24 protein-coding genes and 2 pseudogenes are annotated in these 26,616 nt (G+C 48.1%); 8 read left to right on the top strand and 18 right to left on the bottom strand.

The window, feature by feature from the left end:
• Positions 1 to 132 precede the first annotated feature (132 nt).
• Positions 133 to 2,139: a transketolase gene (gene tkt / locus ACQ5DJ_RS16645; RefSeq protein ID WP_429843454.1), complete on the bottom strand. Its 2,007-nt coding sequence runs from the start codon at positions 2,137 to 2,139 to the stop codon at positions 133 to 135.
• Between the two features lie 129 nt (positions 2,140 to 2,268).
• On the opposite strand from tkt, the gene ACQ5DJ_RS16640 reads away from it, so the two are divergent.
• Positions 2,269 to 2,424: a hypothetical protein gene (locus ACQ5DJ_RS16640; protein WP_167403233.1), complete on the top strand. Its 156-nt coding sequence runs from the start codon at positions 2,269 to 2,271 to the stop codon at positions 2,422 to 2,424.
• Positions 2,425 to 2,439: 15 nt separating this feature from the next.
• The gene (locus ACQ5DJ_RS16635; protein ID WP_429843453.1) at positions 2,440 to 2,898 is read left to right on the top strand and encodes an NUDIX hydrolase; all 459 of its coding nucleotides are present in this window, start codon (positions 2,440 to 2,442) and stop codon (positions 2,896 to 2,898) included.
• A gap of 63 nt (positions 2,899 to 2,961) precedes the next feature.
• Here ACQ5DJ_RS16635 and ACQ5DJ_RS16630 read toward each other — a convergent pair whose 3' ends face one another.
• The 13 genes and pseudogenes from ACQ5DJ_RS16630 to ACQ5DJ_RS16570 form a co-directional block, all read right to left on the bottom strand.
• On the bottom strand, positions 2,962 to 4,482 hold the full coding sequence (locus tag ACQ5DJ_RS16630) for an FGGY family carbohydrate kinase (protein ID WP_429843452.1): 1,521 nt from the start codon (positions 4,480 to 4,482) through the stop codon (positions 2,962 to 2,964).
• Between the two features lie 24 nt (positions 4,483 to 4,506).
• Entirely contained in the window at positions 4,507 to 5,976 is a 1,470-nt protein-coding gene (locus ACQ5DJ_RS16625) for an amino acid permease (RefSeq protein WP_429843451.1), read from the bottom strand.
• Between the two features lie 24 nt (positions 5,977 to 6,000).
• Positions 6,001 to 6,771 carry a DeoR/GlpR family DNA-binding transcription regulator gene (locus ACQ5DJ_RS16620; protein WP_429843450.1) on the bottom strand — a complete coding sequence of 257 codons (771 nt, stop codon included), beginning with the start codon at positions 6,769 to 6,771 and terminating at the stop codon, positions 6,001 to 6,003.
• A gap of 19 nt (positions 6,772 to 6,790) precedes the next feature.
• Positions 6,791 to 7,258, bottom strand: coding sequence for a CoxG family protein (locus ACQ5DJ_RS16615; RefSeq protein ID WP_429843449.1), 468 nt, complete (start codon positions 7,256 to 7,258; stop codon positions 6,791 to 6,793).
• A gap of 23 nt (positions 7,259 to 7,281) precedes the next feature.
• Complete coding sequence (locus tag ACQ5DJ_RS16610; protein WP_429843448.1) at positions 7,282 to 8,121, bottom strand: NAD(P)/FAD-dependent oxidoreductase; 840 nt, start codon at positions 8,119 to 8,121, stop codon at positions 7,282 to 7,284.
• A complete protein-coding gene (locus ACQ5DJ_RS16605; RefSeq protein ID WP_429843447.1) occupies positions 8,118 to 9,533 on the bottom strand; it encodes an NAD(P)/FAD-dependent oxidoreductase in 1,416 nt (471 codons plus the stop codon). The genes ACQ5DJ_RS16610 and ACQ5DJ_RS16605 overlap by 4 nt, the downstream gene beginning before the upstream one ends.
• 161 nt (positions 9,534 to 9,694) lie before the next feature.
• Positions 9,695 to 11,737: a methyl-accepting chemotaxis protein gene (locus ACQ5DJ_RS16600; RefSeq protein WP_429843446.1), complete on the bottom strand. Its 2,043-nt coding sequence runs from the start codon at positions 11,735 to 11,737 to the stop codon at positions 9,695 to 9,697.
• Between the two features lie 195 nt (positions 11,738 to 11,932).
• Positions 11,933 to 12,520 carry a DedA family protein gene (locus ACQ5DJ_RS16595; RefSeq protein ID WP_429843445.1) on the bottom strand — a complete coding sequence of 196 codons (588 nt, stop codon included), beginning with the start codon at positions 12,518 to 12,520 and terminating at the stop codon, positions 11,933 to 11,935.
• Positions 12,521 to 12,707: 187 nt separating this feature from the next.
• Positions 12,708 to 13,439: a hypothetical protein gene (locus tag ACQ5DJ_RS16590; RefSeq protein WP_429843444.1), complete on the bottom strand. Its 732-nt coding sequence runs from the start codon at positions 13,437 to 13,439 to the stop codon at positions 12,708 to 12,710.
• Positions 13,440 to 13,452: 13 nt separating this feature from the next.
• Entirely contained in the window at positions 13,453 to 14,349 is an 897-nt protein-coding gene (locus tag ACQ5DJ_RS16585; protein ID WP_429843544.1) for an EndoU domain-containing protein, read from the bottom strand.
• A gap of 12 nt (positions 14,350 to 14,361) precedes the next feature.
• Positions 14,362 to 14,781, bottom strand: a pseudogene (locus tag ACQ5DJ_RS16580) (DUF4280 domain-containing protein); the annotation flags it as partial.
• 244 nt (positions 14,782 to 15,025) lie between these two features.
• Positions 15,026 to 15,232, bottom strand: coding sequence for a YqgQ family protein (locus ACQ5DJ_RS16575; protein WP_429843443.1), 207 nt, complete (start codon positions 15,230 to 15,232; stop codon positions 15,026 to 15,028).
• A complete protein-coding gene (locus ACQ5DJ_RS16570) occupies positions 15,229 to 15,627 on the bottom strand; it encodes a hypothetical protein (RefSeq protein WP_429843442.1) in 399 nt (132 codons plus the stop codon). The genes ACQ5DJ_RS16575 and ACQ5DJ_RS16570 overlap by 4 nt, the downstream gene beginning before the upstream one ends.
• Positions 15,628 to 15,649: 22 nt before the next feature.
• On the opposite strand from ACQ5DJ_RS16570, the gene ACQ5DJ_RS16565 reads away from it, so the two are divergent.
• The gene (locus tag ACQ5DJ_RS16565) at positions 15,650 to 16,987 is read left to right on the top strand and encodes an MFS transporter (protein WP_429843543.1); all 1,338 of its coding nucleotides are present in this window, start codon (positions 15,650 to 15,652) and stop codon (positions 16,985 to 16,987) included.
• Positions 16,988 to 17,049: 62 nt separating this feature from the next.
• On the opposite strand, the gene abc-f is transcribed toward ACQ5DJ_RS16565, so the two are convergent.
• The 4 genes and pseudogenes from abc-f to ACQ5DJ_RS16545 form a co-directional block, all read right to left on the bottom strand.
• Entirely contained in the window at positions 17,050 to 18,975 is a 1,926-nt protein-coding gene (gene abc-f, locus ACQ5DJ_RS16560; protein WP_429843441.1) for a ribosomal protection-like ABC-F family protein, read from the bottom strand.
• Between the two features lie 444 nt (positions 18,976 to 19,419).
• A complete protein-coding gene (locus ACQ5DJ_RS16555; RefSeq protein WP_429843440.1) occupies positions 19,420 to 20,217 on the bottom strand; it encodes a stalk domain-containing protein in 798 nt (265 codons plus the stop codon).
• A 99-nt stretch (positions 20,218 to 20,316) separates the two neighbouring features.
• A pseudogene (locus ACQ5DJ_RS16550) lies at positions 20,317 to 21,254 on the bottom strand (AEC family transporter).
• Between the two features lie 13 nt (positions 21,255 to 21,267).
• Positions 21,268 to 21,669: a hypothetical protein gene (locus tag ACQ5DJ_RS16545; RefSeq protein WP_429843439.1), complete on the bottom strand. Its 402-nt coding sequence runs from the start codon at positions 21,667 to 21,669 to the stop codon at positions 21,268 to 21,270.
• 687 nt (positions 21,670 to 22,356) lie between these two features.
• Here ACQ5DJ_RS16545 and ACQ5DJ_RS16540 point away from each other — a divergent pair.
• From ACQ5DJ_RS16540 to ACQ5DJ_RS16520, 5 genes are all read left to right on the top strand, one after another.
• Positions 22,357 to 23,184 (top strand): amino acid ABC transporter substrate-binding protein, encoded by an 828-nt coding sequence (locus tag ACQ5DJ_RS16540; protein ID WP_429843438.1) that lies wholly within the window; start codon positions 22,357 to 22,359, stop codon positions 23,182 to 23,184.
• A 175-nt stretch (positions 23,185 to 23,359) separates the two neighbouring features.
• Positions 23,360 to 24,193 carry an amino acid ABC transporter substrate-binding protein gene (locus ACQ5DJ_RS16535; protein WP_429843437.1) on the top strand — a complete coding sequence of 278 codons (834 nt, stop codon included), beginning with the start codon at positions 23,360 to 23,362 and terminating at the stop codon, positions 24,191 to 24,193.
• The gene (locus ACQ5DJ_RS16530) at positions 24,180 to 24,875 is read left to right on the top strand and encodes an amino acid ABC transporter permease (RefSeq protein WP_144613248.1); all 696 of its coding nucleotides are present in this window, start codon (positions 24,180 to 24,182) and stop codon (positions 24,873 to 24,875) included. The genes ACQ5DJ_RS16535 and ACQ5DJ_RS16530 overlap by 14 nt, the downstream gene beginning before the upstream one ends.
• Before the next feature lie 17 nt (positions 24,876 to 24,892).
• Positions 24,893 to 25,627, top strand: a complete 735-nt coding sequence (locus ACQ5DJ_RS16525; protein ID WP_429843436.1) for an amino acid ABC transporter ATP-binding protein — start codon at positions 24,893 to 24,895, stop codon at positions 25,625 to 25,627.
• 532 nt (positions 25,628 to 26,159) lie between these two features.
• Positions 26,160 to 26,534 (top strand): YybH family protein, encoded by a 375-nt coding sequence (locus ACQ5DJ_RS16520; RefSeq protein ID WP_429843435.1) that lies wholly within the window; start codon positions 26,160 to 26,162, stop codon positions 26,532 to 26,534.
• The last annotated feature ends 82 nt before the right edge of the window (positions 26,535 to 26,616 follow it).

The raw sequence follows: 26,616 nt of genomic DNA, 5'->3' as shown, positions 1-26,616 counted from the left end.
ATATAGACGGTCCCATTTCAAAAAAGTTTCTGTTTTGGGTTGTAGTCTATCATTCCATACAAAATTCCGTTTGTCACTGGAAAAGCCTATCTCCTGAAACAGAAGATAGGCTTTTTCCTAAAGGTTTACGATTTATTTCAGCAATTTTTCTGCTTCAGCCACAACATTTTCTACCGTGAAGCCGTATTCCTTCATGATGCGCTCGCCTGGTGCAGATGCGCCAAACTGATTGATTGCGATGACTGTGCCGCTATCACCAGCGTAACGCTCCCAACCCATTGGAGAGCCCATTTCTACCGCCACGCGTGCTTTTACAGCCGGTGGAATCACAGCGTCGCGATACTCTTTCGGTTGACGCTCGAATAGGTTCCAGCTCGGCATGGAAACAACGCGTGTTTCAATACCTTTCGCGAGGAGTTGCTCACGCGCTTGCATCACGAGGGATACCTCAGAACCAGTTGCCAACAGGATGAGCTGCGGGTTTCCGCTTGGCGCGTCTGCGAGAACATACGCACCTTTGCTCACGCCTTCAGCCGCTTTCTCAATGGTCTCAGGCAGGACTGGCAGGTTTTGACGAGTCAGCACCAGTACAATTGGCTCATCTGTGCGGGATACAGCATATTTCCAAGCCTCGTTCGTTTCTACTGCATCAGACGGACGAAGAATGGTCAAGCCTGGCATCGCACGCAAGGAAGCGAGCTGCTCAATCGGCTCATGCGTCGGTCCGTCTTCACCAACTGCGATCGAGTCATGTGTAAATACGTAGACAACTGGCTGCTTCATCAATGCAGAGAGGCGAATCGCCGGACGCACGTAGTCGGAGAACACGAAGAACGTACCGCCGTATACTTTTACGCCACCGTGGAGAGCCATACCGTTGAGGGCTGCACCCATCGCGAATTCGCGAACACCAAACCAAATGTTGCGGCCATCGTAAGAGCCTGGCAGGAAGTTGCCCGCTTCTTTAATCACCGTGTTGTTGGAATGTGCCAAGTCAGCAGATCCGCCCAGGAAGAACGGAACGCTGTTTGCCAATGCATTGATCGCATTACCGGAAGCAACGCGTGTCGCCAGCTTTGCGCCAGCTTCGTACGTCGGCATATGGTTGTCCCAACCAGTAGGAAGGTGTCCTTCTTGTGCAGTCGTGAATTGCAGCGCCAGTTCCGGATACGCTTTTGCGTAAGCAGCAAACTGGTCGCGCCAAGCAGCTTCTACTTTTTCGCCAGCATCAGCCAAGCCTGCATAGAAATCAGTCACTTCTTGTGGTACGTGGAACTCACCTTCATGGTGCCACTCGTAGTTTGCTTTTGTCAGCTTCACTTCGTCTTTTCCAAGCGGAGCGCCGTGAGAAGAGCTGGAGCCGCCTTTGTTCGGGCTTCCGTATCCAATGACGGTTTTTACTTCGATCAAGGTAGGACGATCCAAATCTTTTTTCGCTTCTGCGATAGCCGCGTCAATAGCAGCCAGATCATTGCCGTCTTCTACGCGAATGTATTGCCAACCATACGCTTGGTAGCGACCCGCTACGTTTTCAGAGAAGGAACGGGAAAGCTCGCCATCCAGAGAGATATCGTTCGAATCGTAGAGCACGATCATTTTGCCCAGTTTCAGGTGAGCAGCCAGAGAAGAAGCCTCACTGGATACACCCTCCATCAGGTCACCGTCACCGCAGATTACGTATGTGTAATGGTCAACGATGTCAAAATTGTCGCGGTTGTAAACAGCTGCCATGTGCTTTTCAGCCATCGCCATACCGACAGCCATCGCGATCCCTTGTCCCAGAGGACCCGTTGTCGCGTCAACACCCGCCGTGTGTCCAAACTCAGGGTGACCAGGCGTTTTGCTTCCCCATTGACGGAAGTTATGTAGGTCTTCCAGTGAAACATCGTATTTCATCAGATGCAACATCGAGTATAATAGCATAGAGCCATGTCCTGCTGAGAGGACAAAACGGTCACGGTCAATCCATTTTGGATTGCTCGGATTTACTTTCATAAAGCGGCTCCACAGTACATGTGCCATAGGGGCTGCACCCATCGGCATTCCCGGGTGACCGGAATTCGCCTTCTCGATGGCATCAATCGCCAACGTGCGGATGGTATTAATGGATAGCTGATCAACAGACGTATGCTGAGTCATCTCGCAAAATCCTCCCTGCGTTTTCTAGAAATAACTACCGAGTATCGGGTAAAAACACACTGTGCCATTATAGCATAGTTCCCATTTAGAATCATGTTCGCTTTGCATGAATGAAGGAGGTCTTTTTCAATGAATTGGCTTTATCTTATAATCGGAATCGTCCTGGGTGCTGCTGGAATTATTATGCTGCTTATGGGCTTGACCAGCTCACCTATTTTGAAAAAAAACAGACTGGAACGCCGTAGACAGGCTGCCGAGAATCATCGCCCGGAAGAATATCATTAATAGAGGAGAATCCGCATGCAAAATGATCGCTTTGCGATGCAGGTAGCCGTTCACCTTTTCCTGGTGAGGGGTACGCAAGTCTTGTTATTACGCCGCTACAATACCGGCTACGAAGACGGCAATTACAGCGTTCCCGCCGGACATCTGGATGGGAATGAAGAAGTGAAGACAGCCGCGATCCGCGAGGCAAAAGAAGAATGCGGAATTGACATCGATCCAGCCAGCTGTGAGATGGTAGGCGTCATGCATCGTCGCTCCAATGATGAGCGCATCGATTTTTTTGTCGCTGCCACTGAATGGCGCGGAGAAATTATCAATGCCGAGCCGAATAAATGCGATGAGCTCGTATGGGTGGACATGGATAAATTACCCCCGAACGTCATTCCTTATGTGAGACAAGCTCTCTCGAACTTTAGACGAAAGCAGTGGTTTGACAGCTTTGGCTGGGAGCCTGCATTCGAGTGGAAGAAATAAAAAAAGAAACCAATCCGCCAAAAGCATTGCGCTCGCATTGGCAGTTGGTTTCTTTTTTTTACGTTACCCTTCACTTATTTGTAACAAGAGGTGAACTGCCTTGTTCCAACGAGCACGCAGTCTTTTCCTCACCGCTTCGTCCATCTGCGGCTCATAGCGACGCCCTACCTTCATTCGCGCTTCCAAATCGTTCACCGACCACCAGCCGCACTCTTCCCCGAGCAGAAACGCAATCCCCATCGCTGTTGTTTCATTGATCTGGGGCACCTCAACCGGAACACCCAGCAGGTCTGCCTGAAACTGCATCAAATACGGATTGTCCGTCAAGCCGCCATCTACACGCAAGATCGAAATCTTTTGTCCGATTGCCTGTTCCATTGTGACAAAAACATCCGCTACACGGTGAGCGATCCCTTCCAGCATCGCTTTTGCCATCAACGGTCGATCAGTATGCTGGGAGAGTCCGAGAAACGCCCCTCTCGCCTCCGAGTTCCAGTATGGCGTGCCGATCCCATTCAATGCCGGGATAAATAAAAGATGGATTGGGGCTTCTCCCTTGTGCACTTCTTCATACCACTGCTCCGACCATCGTTGCAGCTCGTCTATATCCTGATACAGCCCAAGCTGCTCCTTACCCCATTCGATTGCAGACCCCGCCGCATAAATCGCACCATCAAGTGCATAAGTATGTTTCGCCCCGCGTTTCCAGACAAGCGTCGTCAAGAGTCCGCTCTCTTTCGTAGCAGGCGGTTCGTTTCCCACGTTCATGTAAGCGAAGCAACCCGTGCCATACGTGCATTTGGACATACCCGGCTGTATGCAGAGATGACCGTACAGGGCGGCCGGTTGATCCACCTGGCTGACGAGAATCGGTGCTTGAATGCCGCAAAATGTAACCGGGTCTGTACGACCAAACGAACCAACTGTTGGACGGACCTGCGGCAGCCAGTCTTCCTCTATCTCCAAATACCGTAATATTTCCTCATCCCAATTCCCCTGACGATGGGCAAACAACAGTGTTCGGGCAGCGGTGGACGCATCGGTTACATACGAGGTACCTCCTGTCATCTGCCAGATCAGCCAAGAGTCAAGCGTGCTGCAATAAGCCTGCCGCTGTCGGATCTTTTCTTGCACCAGAGGCACTTCCTCCATCATCCATCTAATCTTGGTCGCAGAAAAATACGGGTCAATCAAAAGTCCGGTTTTCTCGGCTACCTTCTGTGCCCACGCACCATCCGCCTTCCAACGCTCGGCGATTTGATCGGAGCGGCGGCACGACCAGACGACAGCCGGATAAAGTGGCTCTCCGCTGACCGAATCCCAGAAGAGGACCGTTTCCCCCTGATTAGCTAGGCCTACCGCTTCTACCTGCTCAGGTTCGATACGTCCCTTGAGCAGCACGTCAGCAACTCCCATCAAGACCTTTTCCCAGATCTCCTCCGGGTTATGCTCCACCCATCCGGATTGTGGATAATATTGCGTGTGCTTCTGATAGCTTTCGGCAGCAACCCGTCCATGGTGATTTACCAGTAGCACCTTGGTCCCAGTTGTTCCCTGATCGATCGACAGCAAATACTTCTCCATACAGCAGACTCCTTTTTCATTATTCTAGGCTGAATGATCTTCTTTCTCTTCATCAAATCGGAATGTTCTGTCTTTAATTCCGATACGGCCCTCCATAATCCCTTTGCGGAACAGTAAATGATACAAAATGATGCCAACTGCCAGCAAGGTAGCTGCCACGATCGCTACGCTATGGAAATTTTCCGGGATGGTCAAGATGCCAATTTCAAAGATCAACCATGCGATTGCTAGGAAAGTGAGCGGTGTGCGCCACTTGCCCAGATCAAAGTACTTCGATTTAGGCAGTTCCTTGCGTTTCCATGCATAGGCAGCAATCGTTGTCAGATAGAGAAGTGCTGGCAGAACCGAGGTGGCCCCTACCAGAAGGGTCAGGGAATCTGCGAATAACACAGCGAGAATACCTAGCATTAAGACCAGTAAAACTGCGTTTGTTGGTACGGAAGTCTGAGGTGATACCTTCTTGAAGATGGAGGAAGCGAAGAATACATTGTCGCGTGACAACGCATAGATGAGTCGGGAAGCGGAAGCCATGATGATTAAGCCGCACGCGAAGATGGAGATGAGGCAAAGCACCAGAAAGAAGCTGGATACAGCAGAGCCAAGACTTGTTTGCAAAATGTACGGAATCGGATTCGCTGCACCGAGTACAGTCGGCAGATCCGTGATGGCAACAGAAATGACGATCAACAGCAAGAAACCGATCACACCACTTAATAATACGGATAATATCATGGCACGAGGAACCGTTTTCTTCGCATTGATCGTCTCCTCAGAGAGATTCGCAGCAGCCTCGAAACCTACCAATGTAAAGGAACCCATCAGGGCAGCCATGATGAAAGCCCCTAGGTACGAGCCGTCTGATTGAGTCGCAGCGGTACCGATATCGGTCAGCATGCTCCAATTTGCCCCGTTGTACATCACAACTGCCCCCAGCACCACAACGATCCCAACCATACCGATCACTTCAGTGTATACGGCGATATCATTAATGCGAGTAGCCAGTTTCACTCCATAAATGTTTAATAAAGCTTGTACGACTAGCGTACCCATCACGATCCAGACCAGCGTCTTTGCGCCTGTATCCCAGCCAAACATCTCGGCAATGATGGGCGCCAATGCATAGTCAACGGTTGGAACCACGATAACGAGAAAGCAAAAGGCAATCCAGCCAGCAAACCAACCAAGCCCTGGGTTGGCAAGACGCGTCACCCATTGATAGGAATAACCGCTCAGTGGAATTCGTCCAGCCAGCTCTGCAAAAATAATGGCAACTAATAAATGTCCAATGGTTACAATCGGCCAGGTCCAGATACCAGCTGGCCCTGCCGTACTAAGCACAAATCCATAATTACTAAAAATGCCTGTGGTAATGGAAATGAAAGAAAACGCGACGGCAAACGAACTGAACAGTTTTAATGTCCGTCTCAATTCTTGCTTATAATGATACGTTTGCATATCTTGCGAATCATTTGCTTGTACCGATTGTTTCACCATTGATTGCCTCCCTCACCATTTGCTTTACACGGATGTCTTAGCAACGATGACTTGCAATCCTTCCTGAGCAAGTCGCCCAGCAAGAGATTGGGGTAGTTCCTCATCTGTAATGACTACGTCAATGTCGAATAGCTCTGCCACCTTCATAAAAGCGGTTACATTTATTTTGGAATGATCAACCAGTGCATATGTTTCTTTGGCATTTGTAAGCATCAGCTGCCTGATGTCTGACTCGCCCACATGGTAATCCGTAAAACCAGTTTCTGCTGCCAATCCCCCCACACCAATAAACGCTTTGTCTACAAACAAACCCTCGAGGCTTTTCCTGGCGATCGGACCGGACATGGCCAGATCCCCTGCGCGCAATTCACCCCCACTCATGATCACCTTCGCATCCGGGTGATGAGATAGTTCCAATGCCACCAGTAGCGCATTGGTTATCACCGTAATTCCTTTTTTATGATAAAGGTGTTTGGCGAACAATTGTGTCGTCGTGCCCAAATCAATATAGATCGCGTCGCCGTCCTCCACCAAGGAGGCTGCGGCGACCGCAATCGCCTCCTTCTCCGCCAAGTTTAATCCACTCCGCTTAGCATAAGGAGGCTCCACGTTGGTTTTATTCAGAATAGCGCCACCATGCACCTTCTTGAGTAGTCCCTGCTGCTCCATTTCATACAAATCACGCCTGATTGTTTCGCGCGTCACCGTTAATCGGCTGCATAGCTCTGCAATACGAACGGATTGATTTTCTTGTAGCATTTGCAGGATCAGCTGCTGTCTTTCTTCTTGTAGCATGGATGATCACCATCTTCTCTTAATTGTAAATCTCCTGACTAGACTGGAACAGGGTCTGGACCTTCGTCGCAAATTCTTCTGCCTTTTTCTTCACAGTCCCTTTCATTAGTATATCTCCTAATGATGCCAGTCGTCCTGTCATTTGCAAATCCATCTCGTATTGCACCCGTGTGGTTCCCGGCTCTTCCTCTTTAAGCTGAAGGTGCAATTGATTGCGGAACAGTCCTGCCAGCGCTACTGGTTGTCCGGTCATTTCCACTTGCAGCGCTTCTCCTTCTACCGCTTCTTTTAATTCCCCCGTGACGCGGAATTGAATCGTCATAAACTGTATTCTCACTTCCATGTTCGCTTCATAACGAGTGGGACTGCTCATTTTTACTTCTTTGCATCCTGGTACGCAGCCTGACAGCTTTTCAACATCCATAAAGACGGACCATACATCCGCTTTGCTTGCCTGAATGGTAAACGAGTCGGATAGCTTCATCATAAACTCTCCCTTCTGATGATCGCTTAAAAGAGGTGCTTGGCTGTTTCTTTCGCCAAGTCGATCGAATTGGTGTGATCATCGTCGCCAAGGCAGGTACAGCTCCCCGCTGCATAAATATCTGGCAGATTCGTTTTCCCCGTGGCATCTACGATAATGGCATCGTGATGATCTCGCTCGATTGGCGTTCCTTTCAAGAAAAACGTGCAGGGCACCCGACCTTTTGCAAAAATGAGCGTATCGCACGCCACTTCGACAATCTCATCCGTCATCCGATTCCGCAGCTGTACTCCTTCTACACGGGACAATCCCTTGATAGAGGTAAGCTCCCAATCTGACTCAGTATATTTGACCAGATTGCTCGTCTCTTTTTCCAGAAGGCCTGCTGTACTGCGAGAGATTCTGCCATTCTCGATCAACACCATCTTGCGGCCCGGCTGATATCCTCGCTCGATCAGCTGCATCGCCATCATCGGCGTCATGACTCCTGCTGGACGTGTCCCCGGAATTTTGTGCGCCTCACGCGGTTTTTCCAGCGAGCCTGAGGCGATCAGTACCTTTTTTGCCTCAATAGAATAGGTGCCCATTGGCGATTGGACGTACAACTGGTGAAGCTGACCGTTTGCCCCTGGGAAAAAACCGACGACAGTTGATTGTTCGTGAATCTCGTAGGGAAGCGACGCAGCTTTTTCCAGCAGTTCCCGTTCTGGAGCAAACTCATTAGAGCTCCAATACGGTAAGGTGAAGCCACCTCTTCTCTTCTGGTAATCGATCATCAGAACAGAGCTGACTCCTCTCTCCCACGCTGAAATGGCTGCCGTCAATCCCGAGATTCCTGCTCCAATGATCACCAATTCATACATCATGCCTGCTTCTCTCCTTGTGTTACAGCTAGATAAGAGTTTCTAACTCCTTTTAAAGGCTGCTTCCCGGTCTGTTCAGGATAGGTCTCGGCCATAACATCGATGATTTTGGGAATACAGCAGTTTCCTTGGCATTCTCCTAAGGTAGCGCCCGTCCGCCGCTTCACTCCATCAATAGTCTGCGGGGGGAGTGGACGCTTCAAACAATTGACGATCTCACTCCGGGTAATAGAGCGGCACAGACAAATGATTTCTCCTGTTTCCTGCTCCTCTGAAAAGAGATCCGGCAGGGCATGCTGTGCCTGTTCGTTTGCTTGCAGCTCAAGCCCGGCTTTCTGGAGAGTTTCCGCTACTAGCTCTGCTATGCCGGGGGAAGCAGAAAGTCCGGTGGAACGAATCCCGGCGGCATGAATTATGCGGGGCTGTACTGCGGATGGACGGATGACAAAATCTCCTTCGCTGCAAACGGCCCTGACCCCGGCAAACTGACGAATCGTGGATAACTGCCGTGAGTCAGGAACCAGTTTCTCACAGCCTGCCAGTACCGATTCCATGCCGGCCTGTGAGGTGGAACGATCCCATTTGTCCTCTTGATCCTCCGCCGTTGGCCCAAGCAGAAAACCACCGAACACAACTGGCGAAACTAACACACCCTTGGAGGTTTTCGTAGGAACAGGCAGGATGATCGAAGAGATGGATATCGCCTCTTCTGTCAGGATAAACTGACCTTTTCGCGGTGATATCGAGAAGCTCTCATCTCCCACCATCCGAGCAATTTCATCCGACCATAATCCGGCAGCATTCACCGCATATCGGGTCGTGACCGTTTCACCATTTTCCAACGTAAGGCGCAAGTCCTCTCCATCCGGTACAGTCTCGATGTAGGAGACGCCTTGCCCAAGCACAACCTCCGCACCGTTTAGCACTGCTATCTCTCCGAAGGCTCTGGTGGCCCAGAATGGATCGCAGATTGATTCACCTAGTACTGCCAATCCGCCTGTTACCTTGGCTGTCACAGCGGGATTCATCTCAAGAATCTCCTCAGCAGACATCCAGTGAACATCTACGTCATTCGCCTTTGCATTGGGAACATAGGTGGTTTCGATTATCTGCTTTTCTTCTTCGTTTGTCGCCACCATTACGGCGCCACATGGAATGAATGGGATTTTCAGATTCTCAACCAACATCGGCCATAAGCTCCGGGAGCGGCGAAGGCACTCTGCCTCAACCGTGCCTGGCTTTGCATCAAACCCGGTATGAACAATCCCACTGTTCGCCTTGCTTGTCCCTTCACAAACGTCAGGCTGCTTCTCGATTAAAAGCAGTTTCAGTTGATAAAACGAAAGGGCGCGTAAAATGGCTGTACCGACTACTCCACCACCAATCACCACAACGTCGTACTTATGGTTTTGCATTCTGTTCCACCAGCCTCGGATTTTTGTTTGCAAAACATTGCTTTTGTTTGCTTTATTTAGTATTCATTATATTCTGACTTATATTTTTCTGTCAATAAATGAACTGCTCCCGTCGCATGACAGCAGCAGTTCATCATTTTGCATTTTTTTGCAAACAGTGATTAGAGTGTGAAACGGTTGATCATTTGCTGTAATTCCTTCGCCATCTGGTTTAACTGCTCTGCGGATGTAGAGAGCTGGTTCATCGAGATGCGCTGTTCTTCCGTTGAAGCAGCCACATTCGATGCACTTGCGGCAGATTCCTTTGCAATCGAGGACAACTGCAAAATAGATGCAGTCACCTGTTCCGTTGCCGCTGACATTTGCTCTGCAACCGAGGAAATTTCCTGAATCTGATCCGCTACATCCTGGGTAGAATCCATGATCCGGCGGAATGCTTCCCCTGTTTCATGGACGATCTGGATTCCCGTTTCAACCTCGCGCGTTCCCTCATCCATAGCTTGAACCGCTGACGTCGTTTCCCGTTGGATTTCGGTAATCAGGTTGGCAATTTGGTTGGCCGAGTCGTTGGACTGCTCTGCCAGCTTGCGCACTTCATCCGCTACCACAGCGAAACCTCTGCCCTGTTCACCTGCACGCGCCGCTTCAATCGCCGCATTGAGTGCCAACAGGTTCGTCTGGGATGCGATGCTTGCGATTACTTCCACGATCTGTGAGATTTCTGCTGAGCGGCTATCCAACGAACGAACGACATCAGCAGAATGGTTTACGGATCGGTTGATCGAATCCATCTGTCCTGACACCTTTTCTACGGATTGGTTGCCCGCCACCGCTTCGTTTGCCATATGTTTCGATGATTCGGCCATCGTGGAGGAGGCTTCGGCAATCCGCTGAATACCGATCGCCATCTCTTCCATAGCCCGCGCACTTTCTTCGGCACTATGCTGTTGATTCTCCGTGCCGGTTGCTACCTCTTGGAACGACGAGGCCACCTGACCAAAGGCAAGTCGTGCTTCATGAGCCTTCATCGCAGAGGTTTCCGAGACTGTTCCTACTTGACCTGTATAGCCGCTAATATTTTTCATCATTCCGTGCAGATCTTCAATGAATGCATTCACCGCTGTCGCTACGTCTCCAATCTCATCCTTGCGCCGGATTGGGATCGTCTGGGTTAAATCCTTTTTTTCCACCAAATTGACGATGCCTGCTTTCAGCTGCAACAGTGGACGTGCTACCTGTCGATTGATGAACCAGTACAAGATCACGAGGAAAATGCTGATGGAGACACCAAAAATAATTAGGCTGACGTAAAGATATTGGGTAATCGGCCCCTTAATCTCTGCTGCGGGCATGACAGTAGCTAGCGTCATACCTGTTTCCCCGATGGGAGCATAGGTGACGTATTGCTTTTGACCACCTATGGTAGCCTGGGTCATCCCCGTTGCGGTTGCTTCGGTAATACTTTGAGCAATGTCCTTAAGCCCCTCCTCAGACTCGTCCGTCATTTTCACTTGCAAGTTCTTTTGTGCATCGCGATGGGAAACGTAAATGCCCGACTTGGAAACGATAAAGCCGTAACCTGTTTCGCCAACCTTCAGATTTTCGATACTTTTGTTAAGCTCCGTAAGCCCGATATCTAATGTCGTCGTACCGCTGATCTTTCCGCCCACTTTAATGGGCGCAATGGCTGTAACCATAGGAACTTTGGAAATCGGGTCGGCATACGGCTCAGTCCACACGTATCGTTTGTCAACCATCCCCGCCTTGTACCAATCCTGCGCAAGATAATCATAGCTGCCGTCGCTGTATGCCGGATCGAGCTCTACTTTGTCGTTATTGCGGATAGCGTACCTGCCGTACAGCTTTTGCGAGCTGTCGAAGCTGTATGGTTCCATCCAGAATCCCCCGCCCACAATCAAAGGCTCAGACGCTACGACATCGACCAGCGTCCCTTCGAGATGCTTGATTGTTTCTTTGGAGCCATGAGAGACAGAATAAGTGAGTGTTTCCGAGAGCTTGCCTGTCTTGTCCAGCATACCATTCAGATAAGCCGCCTCTTTGGCTACCTGCATTTGTAGCTTTGCCTCTACTTCATTCGAGATAATTTGCTCAAACTGGAGAAAACCAAACACTAGTTGAAGAATAAAAATACCGATGGTGATGGCAGCCAAAATGGTTACCAGCACATTTTTTATGCTCCTCATGCAAAAGCCTCCAATCACACAAATTGAAAAAATGGAAATTCATGACACGACGACATTTGGTAATCTACCCCATTATTACCATATGTAAACTTCTTTTTTAGCAAACTTTTAAAAATATCAGAACATAACAAAAAGGCGCCTGCCATCCGAAATGTTCATGGATAGTAGACGCCGTACTCTAGGAATTCGTAAAAATTACGAAACAGGTGGTTGCTTACTCGTCCGAGATTCTTTCATTCCACCAAGGCGCTGCAACTGGCGAATCATGAGGAACGAAAACCCTGCGAAACAAGCGATCGTCAACGTAATTTTGCTATATTGATAAACTCCCGCAACCATTATTTCCAGTTGATCGGAGAACCAATAGCCTACGACAAAGTAATGGAAGGTCCAAACGATACTGCTCGGCAAAAAGAATAGAAGGAACTGCCGAAACGGCATTCGGCTGGCACCGGCAAGGATAGGCACGATATGACGAATAATCGGAAGAAAGATACCAAAAACAAGCAACCAGCCCATTGACCCGCGCAACACCGACAGTAAATCAGCACGCAAGCCCAGATTCCGGGCCATCCAGCCAAATGCCTTCGCTCCCAGTAAGTACCCCGCGCAAGAAACAAGGAAAAAAACGGGGTAAATGACTGCAAATGCTGTAAAAAAATCCGCTCCTGTATTGGCAATCTGTGCCCCCACGGTCATGACTGTAATCTCATCAGGAATGAATTTTCCCAGCATGCCTGTAACCATCTCCCAGAATAGCTCGTAATACCCTGTAAACTCCACCTGTGCCGCCTCCTTTCTCTCTGCACTCTATCCTAACGGGTAAACCTTTCAAAAGAAGACAGAAATCCTTAAGAAATGGATAAGGATTTCTGAAGAATTTCTTACGAAATGCACAAAAAAGCTCATTCCTCCAAATGGAATGAGCTTTTTAAGGTTATCAAGTCACTTCAATGAGGAATCAGGATGATTAACCCTCATTCCACATATAATCCATTAATTCAAGCGTCAGAGAAGAAGCAATGAACCCTTCCTCCGCTAATTTATGTGCTAAAAAGCTAGTTGCTTCATTTGACCTTTTCATTGACTCTTCTTTAAATTTTATATAAAAGCCACTTCTATCATACTCATAATCTGCTATATTTAGTTCTTTGAGTAATTCTGCCAAATGAAATCCAGAGACTCCGAATAAAAATAACTCCTCTTTGTAATTGATAAATTCTATGCTGGTAGGAATTGATTGACTGTAAATTTTAATAATGGTGTCTTTCGAATCATTGACGTTCTGTTTATCCTTCATTTTAGAATACAATTCAAAATCGTTAATAATCAAAGAATCAAGTAAAATTTTCTGGCCTCTAGATAATATTTGTTTTTGGACTTCAGGATCCGCTTCCAGATTCTCTTTAATAATTTGTGTGGTCTGACTTAGCTTTAAAATGATGCTATCCATGCCAACATAGTCAAGAGTCATGCCCTTACACATATTTTCAAATACAGGTGAAATATAGATTCCTTCTGCGTACTGCTCTATATTCAGCAACATCTTAATCGATAAGCCATTTGTATTCGCAATAAATTTCAATTGTTTTAGATTCCTAGAAGAATTCAAGTTTTTTTCGTCTATGCAGATGATTTGCTCATTTTCACTACAACTTATCTTTTCTTTTAAATTCATTTTCGAAAATTCAAGAGCGCTCATTATATCCTCCTATTTAAGGTAATAAGGATTCATGCAATGGGTACGCAGTAATTATATCTTTTATATTCGTTCCATCACCAGCCAAATACATTTCAATGGTCATTCCGTTATCTGCTTGTCCTCTATATCTATTAGTCGGTCTACCTAAGGAATCTAATTGCCTACTCTTATTCATATGAGCCTCCATAATCTTGTCTACTACTTCATCTGGCGTATATTTATTACTGAAAAAAGATGAATACTCCGTTTTTTCTACTCCATTAATTTTTACTCTTGCTATTGATGTTCCATATTTATCTGCCTCTCGAACAATTTCAATAATCTCGTTTCCTGGCGGGAAAACTTCGTCGGCATAGTGCCATCCCGATGCTTTAGCGTTTTTGACTTCTCCCTTAAATATATGTTCAGTAGTATTATCTAAAAATTCATACGGATTCCTAACTTTTGGCATTGTCCATACATTACCATTACCATTTCCAGTTCCCTTCTTCTTTTTCTTAGCCGCATCGAGTAAATTCCCGATGTTTTTGCTTCTCCCAAAAGTAAGTGCTTGCAAAGCAAGCCCACCAACCGCAAGTCCGTCCGCGAGATTGATTTTATCATCCCGCAACGTATTCAAGTCCTCCTGCATCGGCTCAATATAGCCTTCCCTCACAAACATGTTAACACCCTTAGGTAAATCCTCTGCCGCCTTTTGCAAACCTTTCGGCAAATCAATTGCGGCTTTCTCCAAAGCTCCGGGCAGCTCACTTGCCGCTTTTTGCATTGCAGCAGGAACATCTCCCAGCTTTGATATTCCTTTGACGAAGTTGTCCCACATGGTTGGCTTTTCCTGTGGCTTCTCGCAAGCTGGTCCTTGTCCAAAACTGACATCTGTAGGGCCACTGTTTGCTGATGACCGATTCCCTATCGTTACACCACCTAAATCCTGCCCATCATCTTCAATCTTGATCAGTCCGCAATGGAAACACATATTCGTGGATTTGTTCAGTAATGCGGGGTGCCCACCGACTACTTTGTCCGTTTTTCCATCCATCCACGGCATAGTCATCACAGGTGTGCAAGGCATTGGCGTAAGTACACCGTTATTGGCAGCGGTGGCTGAGGCTACTGCGGGGTTCTTTAGGCTGCTGCACTTTCCAAATGGCATGATATTCACGTTGGGAACGAAGTCCATGATGTTCATTTGCGGCTTCCCTTTTACAAAAACACCATGACTGAACGGCATTTTCAGCCGACTTAACTGACTTCCGCTGCTGCATGATAAAATGGCACCAACAACCACATAACTCTTACGTTCCGCATTCGATTTCTGGACAGAGATACCTTCAATATTGGGCATACAGTCTCCTCCTCTCTGTAAGGGTCCTATACAGATGGAAGATGCTTGTGCTAAGAGATGACGACCGAAATCCAATTTATATATAAATAAGGAAAAAATGCCCACACAATAGATATCGGACACTGGACTAATCAGAAAAAATAGGTAGCAAGTTGCGAAATTACATTTCACTATTGGGTATCGACAATAAAAAAACGTGTTTACCACTACCGCACACACGGCTTGGCAAACACGTTCTTACTCTCTATTCTCTTCCCTCAGCCATGCGCTTGCTGCGCAACGCTGACATGGCTTCAATGAACTCTTCCTTGTCAATGACATTCAGCTCATAAAGCTCCCGAATTTCATCTTCTATCAACAGCAAATCCCCTTCAGGATCGCCTGTATAAATAACCAATCCGAAACGGTGCAGAAACGCCTTCAAATCGAATTCATTCGGGTTTATTTTCAATGAGCTCCCTCCAGATCGATTTCCATCCTGGCGAGGACGGCATCGTAATCAAACTCGACAGCAAAGCCGGTAATGACGATGATCTTCGCGTGTGGATACGCTTCTTGCCACGCCTCCTCCTCTTCCGGTTTCAATCCGACGATATACAAAGGGGCCACGGACAGCTGTGGGTGTTCCTGACACAAGCGTAAAAACTCCTTGCATCTTTCCTGTTCGACAGCCGCATTCAGAACGAGGACAGCTCGCTCAACTTCTCCGGACTCTCTTTGTTTAGCCAGCAACTCAAACGTTTTGACCGAAGGTACAAGGGCATTGATCTCAGGAAAACGATCGAGCACTTCATCCAGCCAATCATCTTCATTCCAGGCCAGGTAGTAAAGCATCGCAGTAGACATGTAACAAACACCTCATGGATATATACTTGACAATATAAGTAGCCATTCTTATTTCTTTTCTATTATAGCACGTCTCGCGAAAACTGCCCATGCTACTTGCTTGACTTCGCCTTTTCCTTCACGTAAGGTGGAAAAAGCAAACAATCAGCTTGAACAGATTTTTGTGCGAAAAGAGGTAGACGTAGTGAATAAGAAGCACCTTGCCCTCTTGTTCTTTATTGCTTTTTTCATCATGCTCGGCTTTGGCATCATTATCCCCATTCTTCCCTTTTTCGCGGAAAAATTGGGTGCGACTTCGTTTCAAATCGGCGTGCTTTTTGCCAGCTACAATATTATGCAGCTGGTGTTTGCACCGATTTGGGGAGCACTTTCAGACAGAATCGGGCGAAAGCCACTCATATCATTCGGGCTGTTCGGCTTCTCCATCACCTTTATCCTGTTTGGACTAGCTGACAGTTATACAGAAATGCTCCTGTATCGCATTTTGGGTGGAATCGTTTCTGCTGCAGCATTGCCAACCGTAACCGCTATGGTAGCGGATCTCTTCCCTTCAGAAGAACGGGCAAAAGGGATGGGAATCATTGGCGCCGGGATTGGACTAAGCTTTGTTTTCGGTCCAGTAATTGGTGGACTGCTCAGTGAATTTGGCTTTGCTGTTCCCTTCTACGCTTCGGGTATCGTGGCGTTGCTTACGTTTTTCCTGATCCTGTTTGCCTTGCCAGAGAGCTTACCGAAAGAAAAACGGGCGAATCTGCAAAAAGAACAGCGGCAAAATCCGCTTGTCTCTTTGTTCGGTTCCATGTCCTTGCTGTACGGTATTTTGTTCACTGTCTCCTTTGCTTTTTCCGGACTGGAAACAACTTTTGCCCTGTACATAAGTGATTTGTACGGTTTTACCTCCAAAGACCTCGGCTATATGTTTCTCGTCATGGGCTTGATCGCTGCCGCGGTACAAGGCGGGCTCATCGGAAGAATGGTCAAGCAACTAGGGGAAGCAAGCGTCCTCGTCATTGGGATGATTCTTTACGGGATTGGATTTTTTGCCATTCCGCTGTCAGGTAACTTTTGGGTGCTAGCGCTGATCCTCTCGTTATTCGGAGCGGGACAAGGAATGATCAGAGCGACAGCCACAGCGATGATCACCCAACGGACGACGCAAGGACAAGGCGTGACGAGTGGGGCAATCAGCTCGATGGACAGCCTTGGACGCATCTTGGGCCCATTAGCTGGGGGAGCGGTTTACCAAGTTTCCCACAGCGGTCCGTTCTTCCTCGGAGGAGTCTTGATGGTACTACTCCTTCTCTGGTTCGTCAGCGGCTATCGTCGCCTGCCAGAACCAAGCACACAAGTGCAATCATGAGTCAGAAAATGAAGCACCGCCAGCATTCAACACTTTGCTGGCGGTGCTATTTTTATTGCATCCTACTGTTCCTGTAGCTCCATCCAAGCCGAAAAGGTTCCATCTATCTCCTGCTGCACCTGATCGATCGATTGTTGCCAAGCCACTAACTGCTCGTATTCTGCTCCTTCACTTTGGAGCAAGGCTGTCAATTCACCTTTTCTTTCTTCTAACGAGGCTATTTTTTGCTCAAGCTCTGCTAGCTTGTATGGATTCGGACGTTTGGCTGCCGCATTCGCCACGGCCGTCTCTTGGACTTGCTTGACTGCTGGCTGCTTTCGCTCTATTTCCTCCGGCTTACTGGCACGAGCTGCGATCCGCTGCTTTTGCTTTTCCCGCGCTTCCTCATAGGAACCCACATCGTGAACCAGCCGTTTATTTTCTACCCAAAACACACCATCTGCCATCTTTTGCAGGAAATAGCGATCATGCGAGATGATAAACAACGACCCGCGAAAATCCACCAACGCTTCCTCCAATGTTTCTCGCGCTTCAATATCCAGATGATTGGTCGGCTCATCCAATATGAGCAGGTTGATTTCCTGATGCATCATTTGGGCTAAGCGCAGTCGCATCCGCTCTCCGCCGCTCAACTGCCCGATCCGCTTGAAAACTTGTTCGCCGTAAAACATAAACCGTGCCAGCAAATGTCGTGCTTCCGGCTCCGTCACTCTGGCAACCTCACGGAAAACATCAATCAGCCGCTGGTTTTGATCCCCTTCCAAAGCTTGCTGTGACAAGTAGCCTACCTTCACGCTGCTGCCAATTTTGAGCGTACCTGCGTCTGGCTCAAGCTCTCCCAGCAGCATGCGGATCAACGTAGATTTCCCGCAGCCATTTGGGCCAAGCAGCGCTTTGCGCTCCCCGAAGCGCAATAAAAAGCTAGCGTCCGTAAACAACTGCTTTCCGCCAAATGTTTTCTGTACCCCCGTCGCTTTCAGCACATCCTGCCCGCTTCGGTCGGTTTTCATAAACTGCAAGCCCATGCGATCCGCTTCCATTTTCGGTCGCTCGATACGCTCAATCCGCGCCAGCGCCTTTTCCATGCTTTTTGCCCTTCGGTGAAAAGCCTCGTTCGGCGGATTGGAACGATTGCCCCACTCCTTGAGCCGTTTGATTGTCTCTTTCATTTTCTTGATCTGCTTCTGCTGTTCCTGATATGCGGCAAACTGGCGCAGCAAACGTTCTTCACGCTCCGTAGCGAATGCGCTGTAATTGCCAATATAGAATTCGGCTTCTCCTCCGTCCACATGATAGACAGATGTAACGACGGCATCCAAAAAATACCGGTCATGGGAGATGATCAGGATCGTGCCCTGATAATTTTTCAAAAACTCCTCTAGCCATTCCATCGACTCCACATCCAAATGGTTGGTCGGCTCATCCAGGAGCAAAACATCGCTTTGTTGGCAGAGTAGCTTTGCAAGGCCAGCCTTCGTCTTTTCCCCACCGCTGAGTTGGGCAAAAGGTGTCGCTAACAGTTCTGAACGAACGCCCAAGCCCTGAGTCACCTGGGCCATTTTCGTCTCCCACTGATAGCCATCCAGTTGTTCAAATTCATCTTGCAGCTTTTGATAGCGCAGCATGAGGCGGTTTAGCTCTTGTTCATTTTCGTAAAGCAATCCCATCTGTTGCTCGAGCTCGCGCATCTGCTCCTGTAGCTTGATAACATCGGCAAACGCGCTGGCTACAACATCCGCCCCCGTCCACTCAGCCGGATACTGCGGCGTTTGTGGCAGGTACGCCCATATCGTTCCTTTTGCCCGAAAAAGCTCACCAGAATCGGGGCCTTCTATACCTGCCAGCAGCTTGAACAACGTGGTTTTGCCTGCTCCATTCGGTCCGACGATCCCAACGCGTTCTCCTGCCTTTATTTCCAGCGTGATATCTTGTAAAACTGGATCTGCTCCGTACGATTTCTGCAATTGCTGTGTCGCGACAATAATCATGATTGTTTCCTCCTTGAAATGTTGGTAAACGGTTCAAAATAATGGATTTCCTGGTGGCCCCGGCACAATTTTGAGACCACCCCGCACGTGCGAGTGGACGCAAAAAAGCCGCAGGCCATTACCTGCGGCATCGTGAAAGGGACCGACCTTACGTCAGTTACCCATTATAGACAAGAACAAACCGCCCCTGATCGATGCATGGTACGCCTATGGAAACTCCGTTCAGTTGTATGCGCAAAAAAGGACAGACTGGTCCCGTTGAATGTAAAATCATGCGTCATACTGGAAGTTTCTACCACAAACCATGCTTGCAGAGTTCCGAACACGTACATACACCTCCATTTCTCAAGGGATAGGAAATCACAACCATATCTTACATCAGGAGTCACACAAAAACAAGAGGGCCTGCTATAGCAGACCCTCTGCGTCGTTTGCCCGATTTTCTTATCGACTTCCGTTGCCATCTGTTTCAAACAGCGGCTTCTTCGTCTCTGCATCCAAAAAGGAAATCGTCGTGTAAGGTGGCAGCTTCACTTTTGCCGCCAAATACGGATAGGAAATCACTTGCGGGTACATTCTCCCCGAATCAGGCAGCGTTTGTTTGACATACACAAAAAGCTGCTCCCAGCTCTGCTCGACTTTGGTTACTTGCAGTCCGTAGCCAGGATTCGGCGAGGACCCGCGTGCGATGACATATAGGTCCCCCTGCTTGTGAATGCCTTGCAGTTCTTTTACCGAGTCAATAAACGTACGTTCCTGTTCCGTCAGCTTATCGACATCGACAAGCGTAAAGCCACTCTCTTCCCCGGCCATCATAATTTCCACCGCCTTTTTCTCGGCATTCCACGTGATTTGATGTCCGGCCTGCTCTGCCATCCATCTCAACGGCAAATACACTTGCTTGTCACGCACGATTGCGCCCTGCCCATCTTGCAGCGACTTGCCATTCAACGCTACTTTTCCTGTAGCGAGCTCAAACGTCAGCGTGCCTTTTGCCAGCTTCATTTCTCCATTCGTTGCGTCTTGTTTCCAAGTACCTTCTAAAATCCGACTCGCATCCTCAGCGGAGACATACGTACGCTGCTGAACGAGAATCGGTGCTTTTGCCAAGGAAGATTGTTCTCCGTTTACCAGTATCGCAGTTGTCGCTGTTTGTGCTGTGCTAGCCCCTACCGCCTGCATAGGGTAAGCCGCTAACACCTGGAGTGTCAGTGCAACAGCCAGAATCGATTTGCCTTTCATTGTTGTTCCCCCATCCCTGATCATCATTTTCGTCATTCTTTACTTGTTAGACATAGGTTACCTCTGATTCGTTTCACTATGACTGAGATTGGCGAGAGATTAGTGCAAGAGCCAATTTCCCATGACCAGAACAACCGGGATGGACAAGAGCGCCAGCAAGGTGGAACAAACCGTCGTCATGGCACCCATCTCCTCATCCGCCGCATAGCGCCCGAACAAGATCGAGGCCAATGTCAGGGTGGGCATTGCTACTTGCACAAGGGAAACGCTGACGATATCGCTGTCGATTGAAAAAACGGACAAAAGAAGCGCCGTCATCAGCGGAAAAACAACTAATTTAAACGTGAGTGGCATACTCAAAAGCTTCAATGACACTTGCGGTTTATTGCGCAAAAACATAGGCAAGAGCATACCAATGTACATCATGGCTAACGGAGAGGCGAGCTTGGACAGCGTTCCAAACAGTTGCTTCACAGGCTCAGGTGGCACAAACCCGATGATGGCAGAACCGAGTCCAAACACGATTGCAATCATCGGGATGTTGATGAGTGTCTTGAGCCCTTTCAAGGAGAAGCTTCCTTTTTCCTGGAGCATCATCACACCCACTGTCCATAGCACAACATCCACGCCTGCGTCGAAAATAGCCGCCAAAAGCGCTCCTTTTGGTCCAAACAATGCCGCACAAAGCGGCAAGCCGATGAAGCCTGTATTCCCCAAGCCGGACAATAGCGCGATCTCTCGGCGTTTTTCACCGGAAGCGGAAGGGCACGCGCACCTAACCAGCCGATAAAAATGCCCAGGCAGTTCAGGATAATCGAAATGAAGAATATTGCAAAAATTTGGTATAAAATTTGCTGATCAATGGTTGTCTGAAAGATCCCGTCTAAAATAATGCAAGGCATGGCAACATTTACAATAATCGTGATGACGAGTTGGCGGGAGTCCGCAGTCAAGGGTTGCCGGTAGCCGATTAAGCTACCGATCCCAATGATGACGGCCATGATGAGGATGGACTGCTGCAACGTTTGAAGTTCCATGCTGCCCTCCTGCCTACATTTCTACCGGAAGCCATTCGAGTTCGGTCGGCTCCCCTTTTTCACATGATCTTAGCAAATCTCCGCACAAAGGAACAACCTGCTCAAGCGGAACACACCAGGAAAGGGGAAAAGCAACTTCACTACCCTCGATGACGAGCGTGGACATCACCGCCGATTGCTTGTCTGCCGCAAGTACAAAGTGCTGCTCAACAGGCTCGTGTTCTTTCCATTGCACCAATACTTTGCCGTTGTTCCCACCTGCTACGATCAAATCCACATGGTCTCCATACGCTGCGTGTACCAACGTGCGCGTTACTCCGTCCAATTGAGCGATTTCCTTCAGCACTTCATGCCAAGCTACATGCTTTTGCTCCATTCCACTTCCATCTGTATACATACGCCAGTCGTTTAACATGTTGAGTGACTCCTTTTGTCGGTGCGCTCTCCTATGAAGAACAAGCACGTAATTGCTTGTGGGCCTTTCAATTCGTACTAATTGTACGCTTCTTGACGAGGAACCTCAACCACTACTTCTGCGCCAAGTTTTCGTCTGATGCACATAGCCCCCACATGTTTGGAGAATCCTTAAAAGAGATAACAAGTGTAAACGTTACTATAGTGGTGGGGAGGAAACAGGAGAAAACGCTCAGCTTCTTGTCCCACCCGCTGTGGGATTGACTGCCCGCCTCCATGCCAAAAGCGAAACCGCGTCCAAAGTGGTCATTTCAGGACGTATTTCAGAGGTGGACGCTTAAGAGCATGTTTCGCTTTCGGCATTCCGTCTCGGTCGGTGTACCAAAGAGCTTCGCTGTTTTCTCCTGTTTCCTCTATGAGCTTTCCGAGTTCATCATTTTTTTAAAGAAGTGAAAGAAAGAAGAACCTATTTAGTTACGACAGAGAAGAATATTTCCAGACGTAGCGACTTGTGGAGTCCTACCAAGCTCCGAAGGAAATATTCTTCTCCCCACCGCAGCTACATAGAACATTGCTCCTTTTAATTCATAGTAATCAAATAGGATTTAATAATTTAAAGATTGACAAAGGCATGAACGACCACTACTATGAATCCATGAAATCCGATTAACATAAAGGGGATTACCACATGAAGAAAGTCATACTGTCTACCTTACTATCTTGTCTGCTACTGGGAATGGCCGGCTGTAGCACTTCCAGTTCTCCTTCTCAACCAAATAATACGACTCCGCCTGCTGATCAAGCAGCTTCGCAAAATTTGCTGGAAAAAGTGAAAGCCGAGAAAAAACTCGTCATTGGCACAGAAGGTACATACTCTCCGTTTACGTACCATGATCAGTCGGGAAAATTGACCGGCTATGATGTGGAGGTTGTCACAGAAGTAGCCAAGCGGCTCGGTGTAGAGCCTGTGTTCCAGGAAGCCCAGTGGGATGCCATGTTTGCGGGACTCGACTCCAAGCGCTTTGACGTCATTGCCAATCAGGTAGGAATCCGTCCTGATCGTCAGGAAAAGTACGATTTCTCCAAGCCATATACGATTTCCCGCGCGGTTTTGGTGACTCACAAGGACAATGACACCGTTAAAGACTTCAAGGATATCAAAGGGTTAAAAGCTGGACAATCCATGACCAGCAACTACGCTGACCTCGCACGCGCCAATGAGGCAGAAATCGTCGGTGTAGACAACTTCAATCAAGCCATTGACCTAATTGCACAAAAACGCGTGGACGTTGTGCTCAACGATAATTTGTCGGTACTTGATTTCCTGAAACAAAAACCTGATACGCCAATCAAAGTCGTGGCGAAAAATGCAGAAGGCCAACCAACCGGTTTCATGTTCCGTAAAGGAAGCACAGAACTGACGGACGCGGTTAACAAGGCGCTTGATGAGATGCAGCAGGACGGCACCCTTTCCAAGATTTCCGTTAAATGGTTCGGCGAGGATATCTCGAAGTAATTATTAGGCGTGAAGAAAACCTTTATCGTGGAAAAATCATGGGGAGCGACCGCGTTTATACGGTAAGTTTTCATGCGCCTAAGAATTTAAATAAATTCTTAGGCGTTGACAAAATTGTCTGTCCCTTTTAGTATGTTCCTATTCGAATTCACATCGGTTTAGTGGGGGTTAATTTATGAAAAAACTATTATTTTCCCTTCTCGCTTCCACTCTGTTAGTCGCACTGGCAGGTTGCGGGTCGTCTTCAACGGGACAGCCACCGCAAAATAGTGCCGCTCCTGCCCCAACAGAAGAGAAAAAAGAACAAAACTTGTTGGAAAAAGTAAAAGCCGACGGGAAAATCCTGATCGGAACCGAGGGCACATACGCGCCGTTTACGTTCCACGATCAGTCTGGCAAGCTGACGGGTTATGATGTGGAGGTCGTGACAGAGGTAGCGAAGCGCATCGGCGTAGAGCCTGTTTTTCAAGAAACACAATGGGATGCGATATTCGCTGGACTCGACTCCAAGCGTTTTGATGTCGTAGCGAATCAGGTAGGCATTCGCCCTGATCGTGAGGAAAAATACGATTTCTCCAATCCATACACCGTATCCACAGCGGTCCTCGTCACCCATAAAGACAACACGACCGTAAAAGGCTTCGAGGATATTAAAGGTCTGAAAGCAGCCCAAACATTGACGAGCAACCTCACAGATATCGCGAAGAAAAACGGAGCGGAAATCGTCGGTGTGGAAGGCTTTAACCAAGCGATCGACTTGCTTGTTTCCAAGCGTGTAGATATTACGATTAACGATGGGATTTCCCTATTGGACTTCATGAAGCAAAAGCCTGATGTTCCTATCAAAATTATCGCAAAAGATCCGAATGTAGCGAAAAACGGTTTCCTCTTCCGCAAGAGCTGCACAGAGCTGGTTGATGCATTCAACAAAGCACTGGATGACATGACGAAAGATGGTACCCTCGCAAAAATATCAGAGAAATGGTTTGGTGCAGATGTCTCTAAGTAGCTTCTTTGAAAACCCAGAACGCCTGAACCGATGGATCGATATCGCGCAAAGCTCCTTTCTTCCTCTGTTGAAAGGAGCCTTGCTCTATTCTTTGACAATCGCCATCGTTTCCTTTTTCATTGGTCTGATCATTGCGGTTCTCACTGCGTTGGCACGCCTATCCGGCATAAAGCCGCTGATTGCCATCGCCCGCTTTTATGTATCGATCATTCGCGGCACTCCTTTATTGGTCCAATTGTTTATCATTTTTTATGGCTTGCCGAGCATCGGCTTGATGATCGATCCGATACCGTCAGCAATCATCGGCTTCTCTCTGAGCGTCGGTGCTTACTCCTCCGAGGTAGTACGTGCCGCGATCTTGTCCATTCACAAAGGACAATGGGAAGCAGCCTACTCCCTGGGAATGACCTACTGGCAAGCACTGCGCAGAGTCGTGCTCCCACAGGCAGCTCGCGTCTCCATTCCTCCTTTGTCCAACTCGTTTATTAGTTTGGTCAAGGATACTTCCCTGGCTTCGGTCGTTCTGGTACCAGAGATGTTTCGCAAAGCCCAAGAAGTCGTTGCAGCGACATATGAGCCACTGCTCGTCTATGCGGAAGCGGCCCTTATCTACTGGGTGATTTGCTTCATACTCTCTATTATCCAGGATCGCATCGAAAACAAGCTGGACCGTTATGTCTAAAAAGCAGGTGAAAACGCATGATTACGATCACGGATGTGCATAAACAATTCAATACCTTACATGTACTCAAAGGCATTTCCCTCTCGGTGGAAAAAGGAAAGGTAGTCGTTATCATCGGTCCTTCTGGATCCGGGAAAACAACCTTGCTTCGCTGCCTGAATGCACTTGAGGTTCCGACCAGCGGCAGCGTCCAGATCGGCGACGTCAAGCTGGACTTTTCCAAAAAAGTAGAGAGAACGAGTATTCCGAAGCTGCGAAAGCAGACCGGGATGGTGTTTCAAAACTACAATCTGTTCCCGCACATGACAGCCGTTGAAAATGTGATGGAGGGACCCGTCACTGTCAAAAAAGAAGACAAAGAAAAAGCGCGTTCGAAAGCCGCTGCTCTCCTGACAAAGGTAGGGCTCGGTGACAAGCTGGACCATTTTCCCGCACAGTTGTCTGGCGGACAGCAACAGCGCGTAGGGATTGCTCGAGCACTGGCGATGGACCCACAAGTCATGCTATTTGACGAGCCTACCTCCGCTCTCGACCCGGAGCTCGTTGGCGAAGTGTTGAAGGTGATGAAGGAGCTTGCCCAGGAAGGGATGACGATGATCGTCGTCACGCACGAGATGGGATTCGCCCGGGATGTTGCCGACGAAGTTATTTTCATGGACCAGGGTGTCATTGTGGAGCGAGACACCCCTTCCAATTTGTTCGCAAAGCCGCGTGAGGAACGCACACGTCAGTTTTTGCAGCATTTGAAGTAGCGACCTGAAAAAAGACTCTGTCTCTTGTATAAGAGCACAGAGTCTTTTCTTTGTAAGATTACATTAGTCATCAATGAAGCAAATCACGAGAAAAATAATAATGAGAATCCAAATGAACCCGCCACCAAAAAAGCCGATACCACCGCGATCGCAACCCATAATCTACCTCTCCTCTCATTGAAGTCAGATGGAAGCACCGATCTGCTGGCAAGGATCGGTACTCCATTCAGCTTATGACAACCGCATCTCTCCTGTATGGATGCCTGTCTATCCCAGCGATTAAAAAGAAAAAAACGGGTGCTTGCCCCTCGGCATTTATACAAAAACCTAAAATTAACAAATGCTTCATGTTCTCTCTACTCTTCCTTAACATCAGACAACTATCATGAATGTGTCAGACCCTACGATGGACATTACGTCCTCCATTTCCGCCCGAATAGCCCCCTTCTACATCGGGCGGGCTTTTTTTCTTTGCCGCCATCCTATAAAATATGGATAAATAGACCATTTCCAGCGGAGAGAGGGATCATTTGTGGAAGGGTATAAGCAGGCGTTAGCGCAATATATTGACGCTACCAATACACATGACTTTGCCAATGTAGAAAAAGTGCTTCATCCGAATGCCATTTACTATTTTTCCGACAAGACTTGTACATCCATGACTGAGATCCGTGCTTACTTTGAAAATGCATGGCATCTGATCAAGGATGAAGTGTATGCAGCTACGGATGTCCAATGGATTGCTGTCGATCAAAGGTCCGCTAGCTGTGTATATACGTATCAATATCAAGGCTATTACAATGGGGAATTCGTCACGGGAAGTGGCAGAGCTACGAATATTTTTACGAAAGCAGAGACAGATGAATGGAAGCTCATTCATGAACATCTGAGCGGCAAAGTGGAGTAAGCCCCAAAAATAAAAGCCTCGCTAGGTTGATAATATCCCCTTTGAGTAGACAGTGTAAAAAGCCCGCCCACCTAACGGTGGG

The sequence above is a fragment of the Brevibacillus sp. FIR094 genome (assembly GCF_050477165.1).
Lineage (GTDB): Bacteria > Bacillota > Bacilli > Brevibacillales > Brevibacillaceae > Brevibacillus.
The sequence above is the reverse complement of the archived record's forward strand: the minus strand, read 5'-3'. Positions and strand labels throughout refer to the sequence as shown.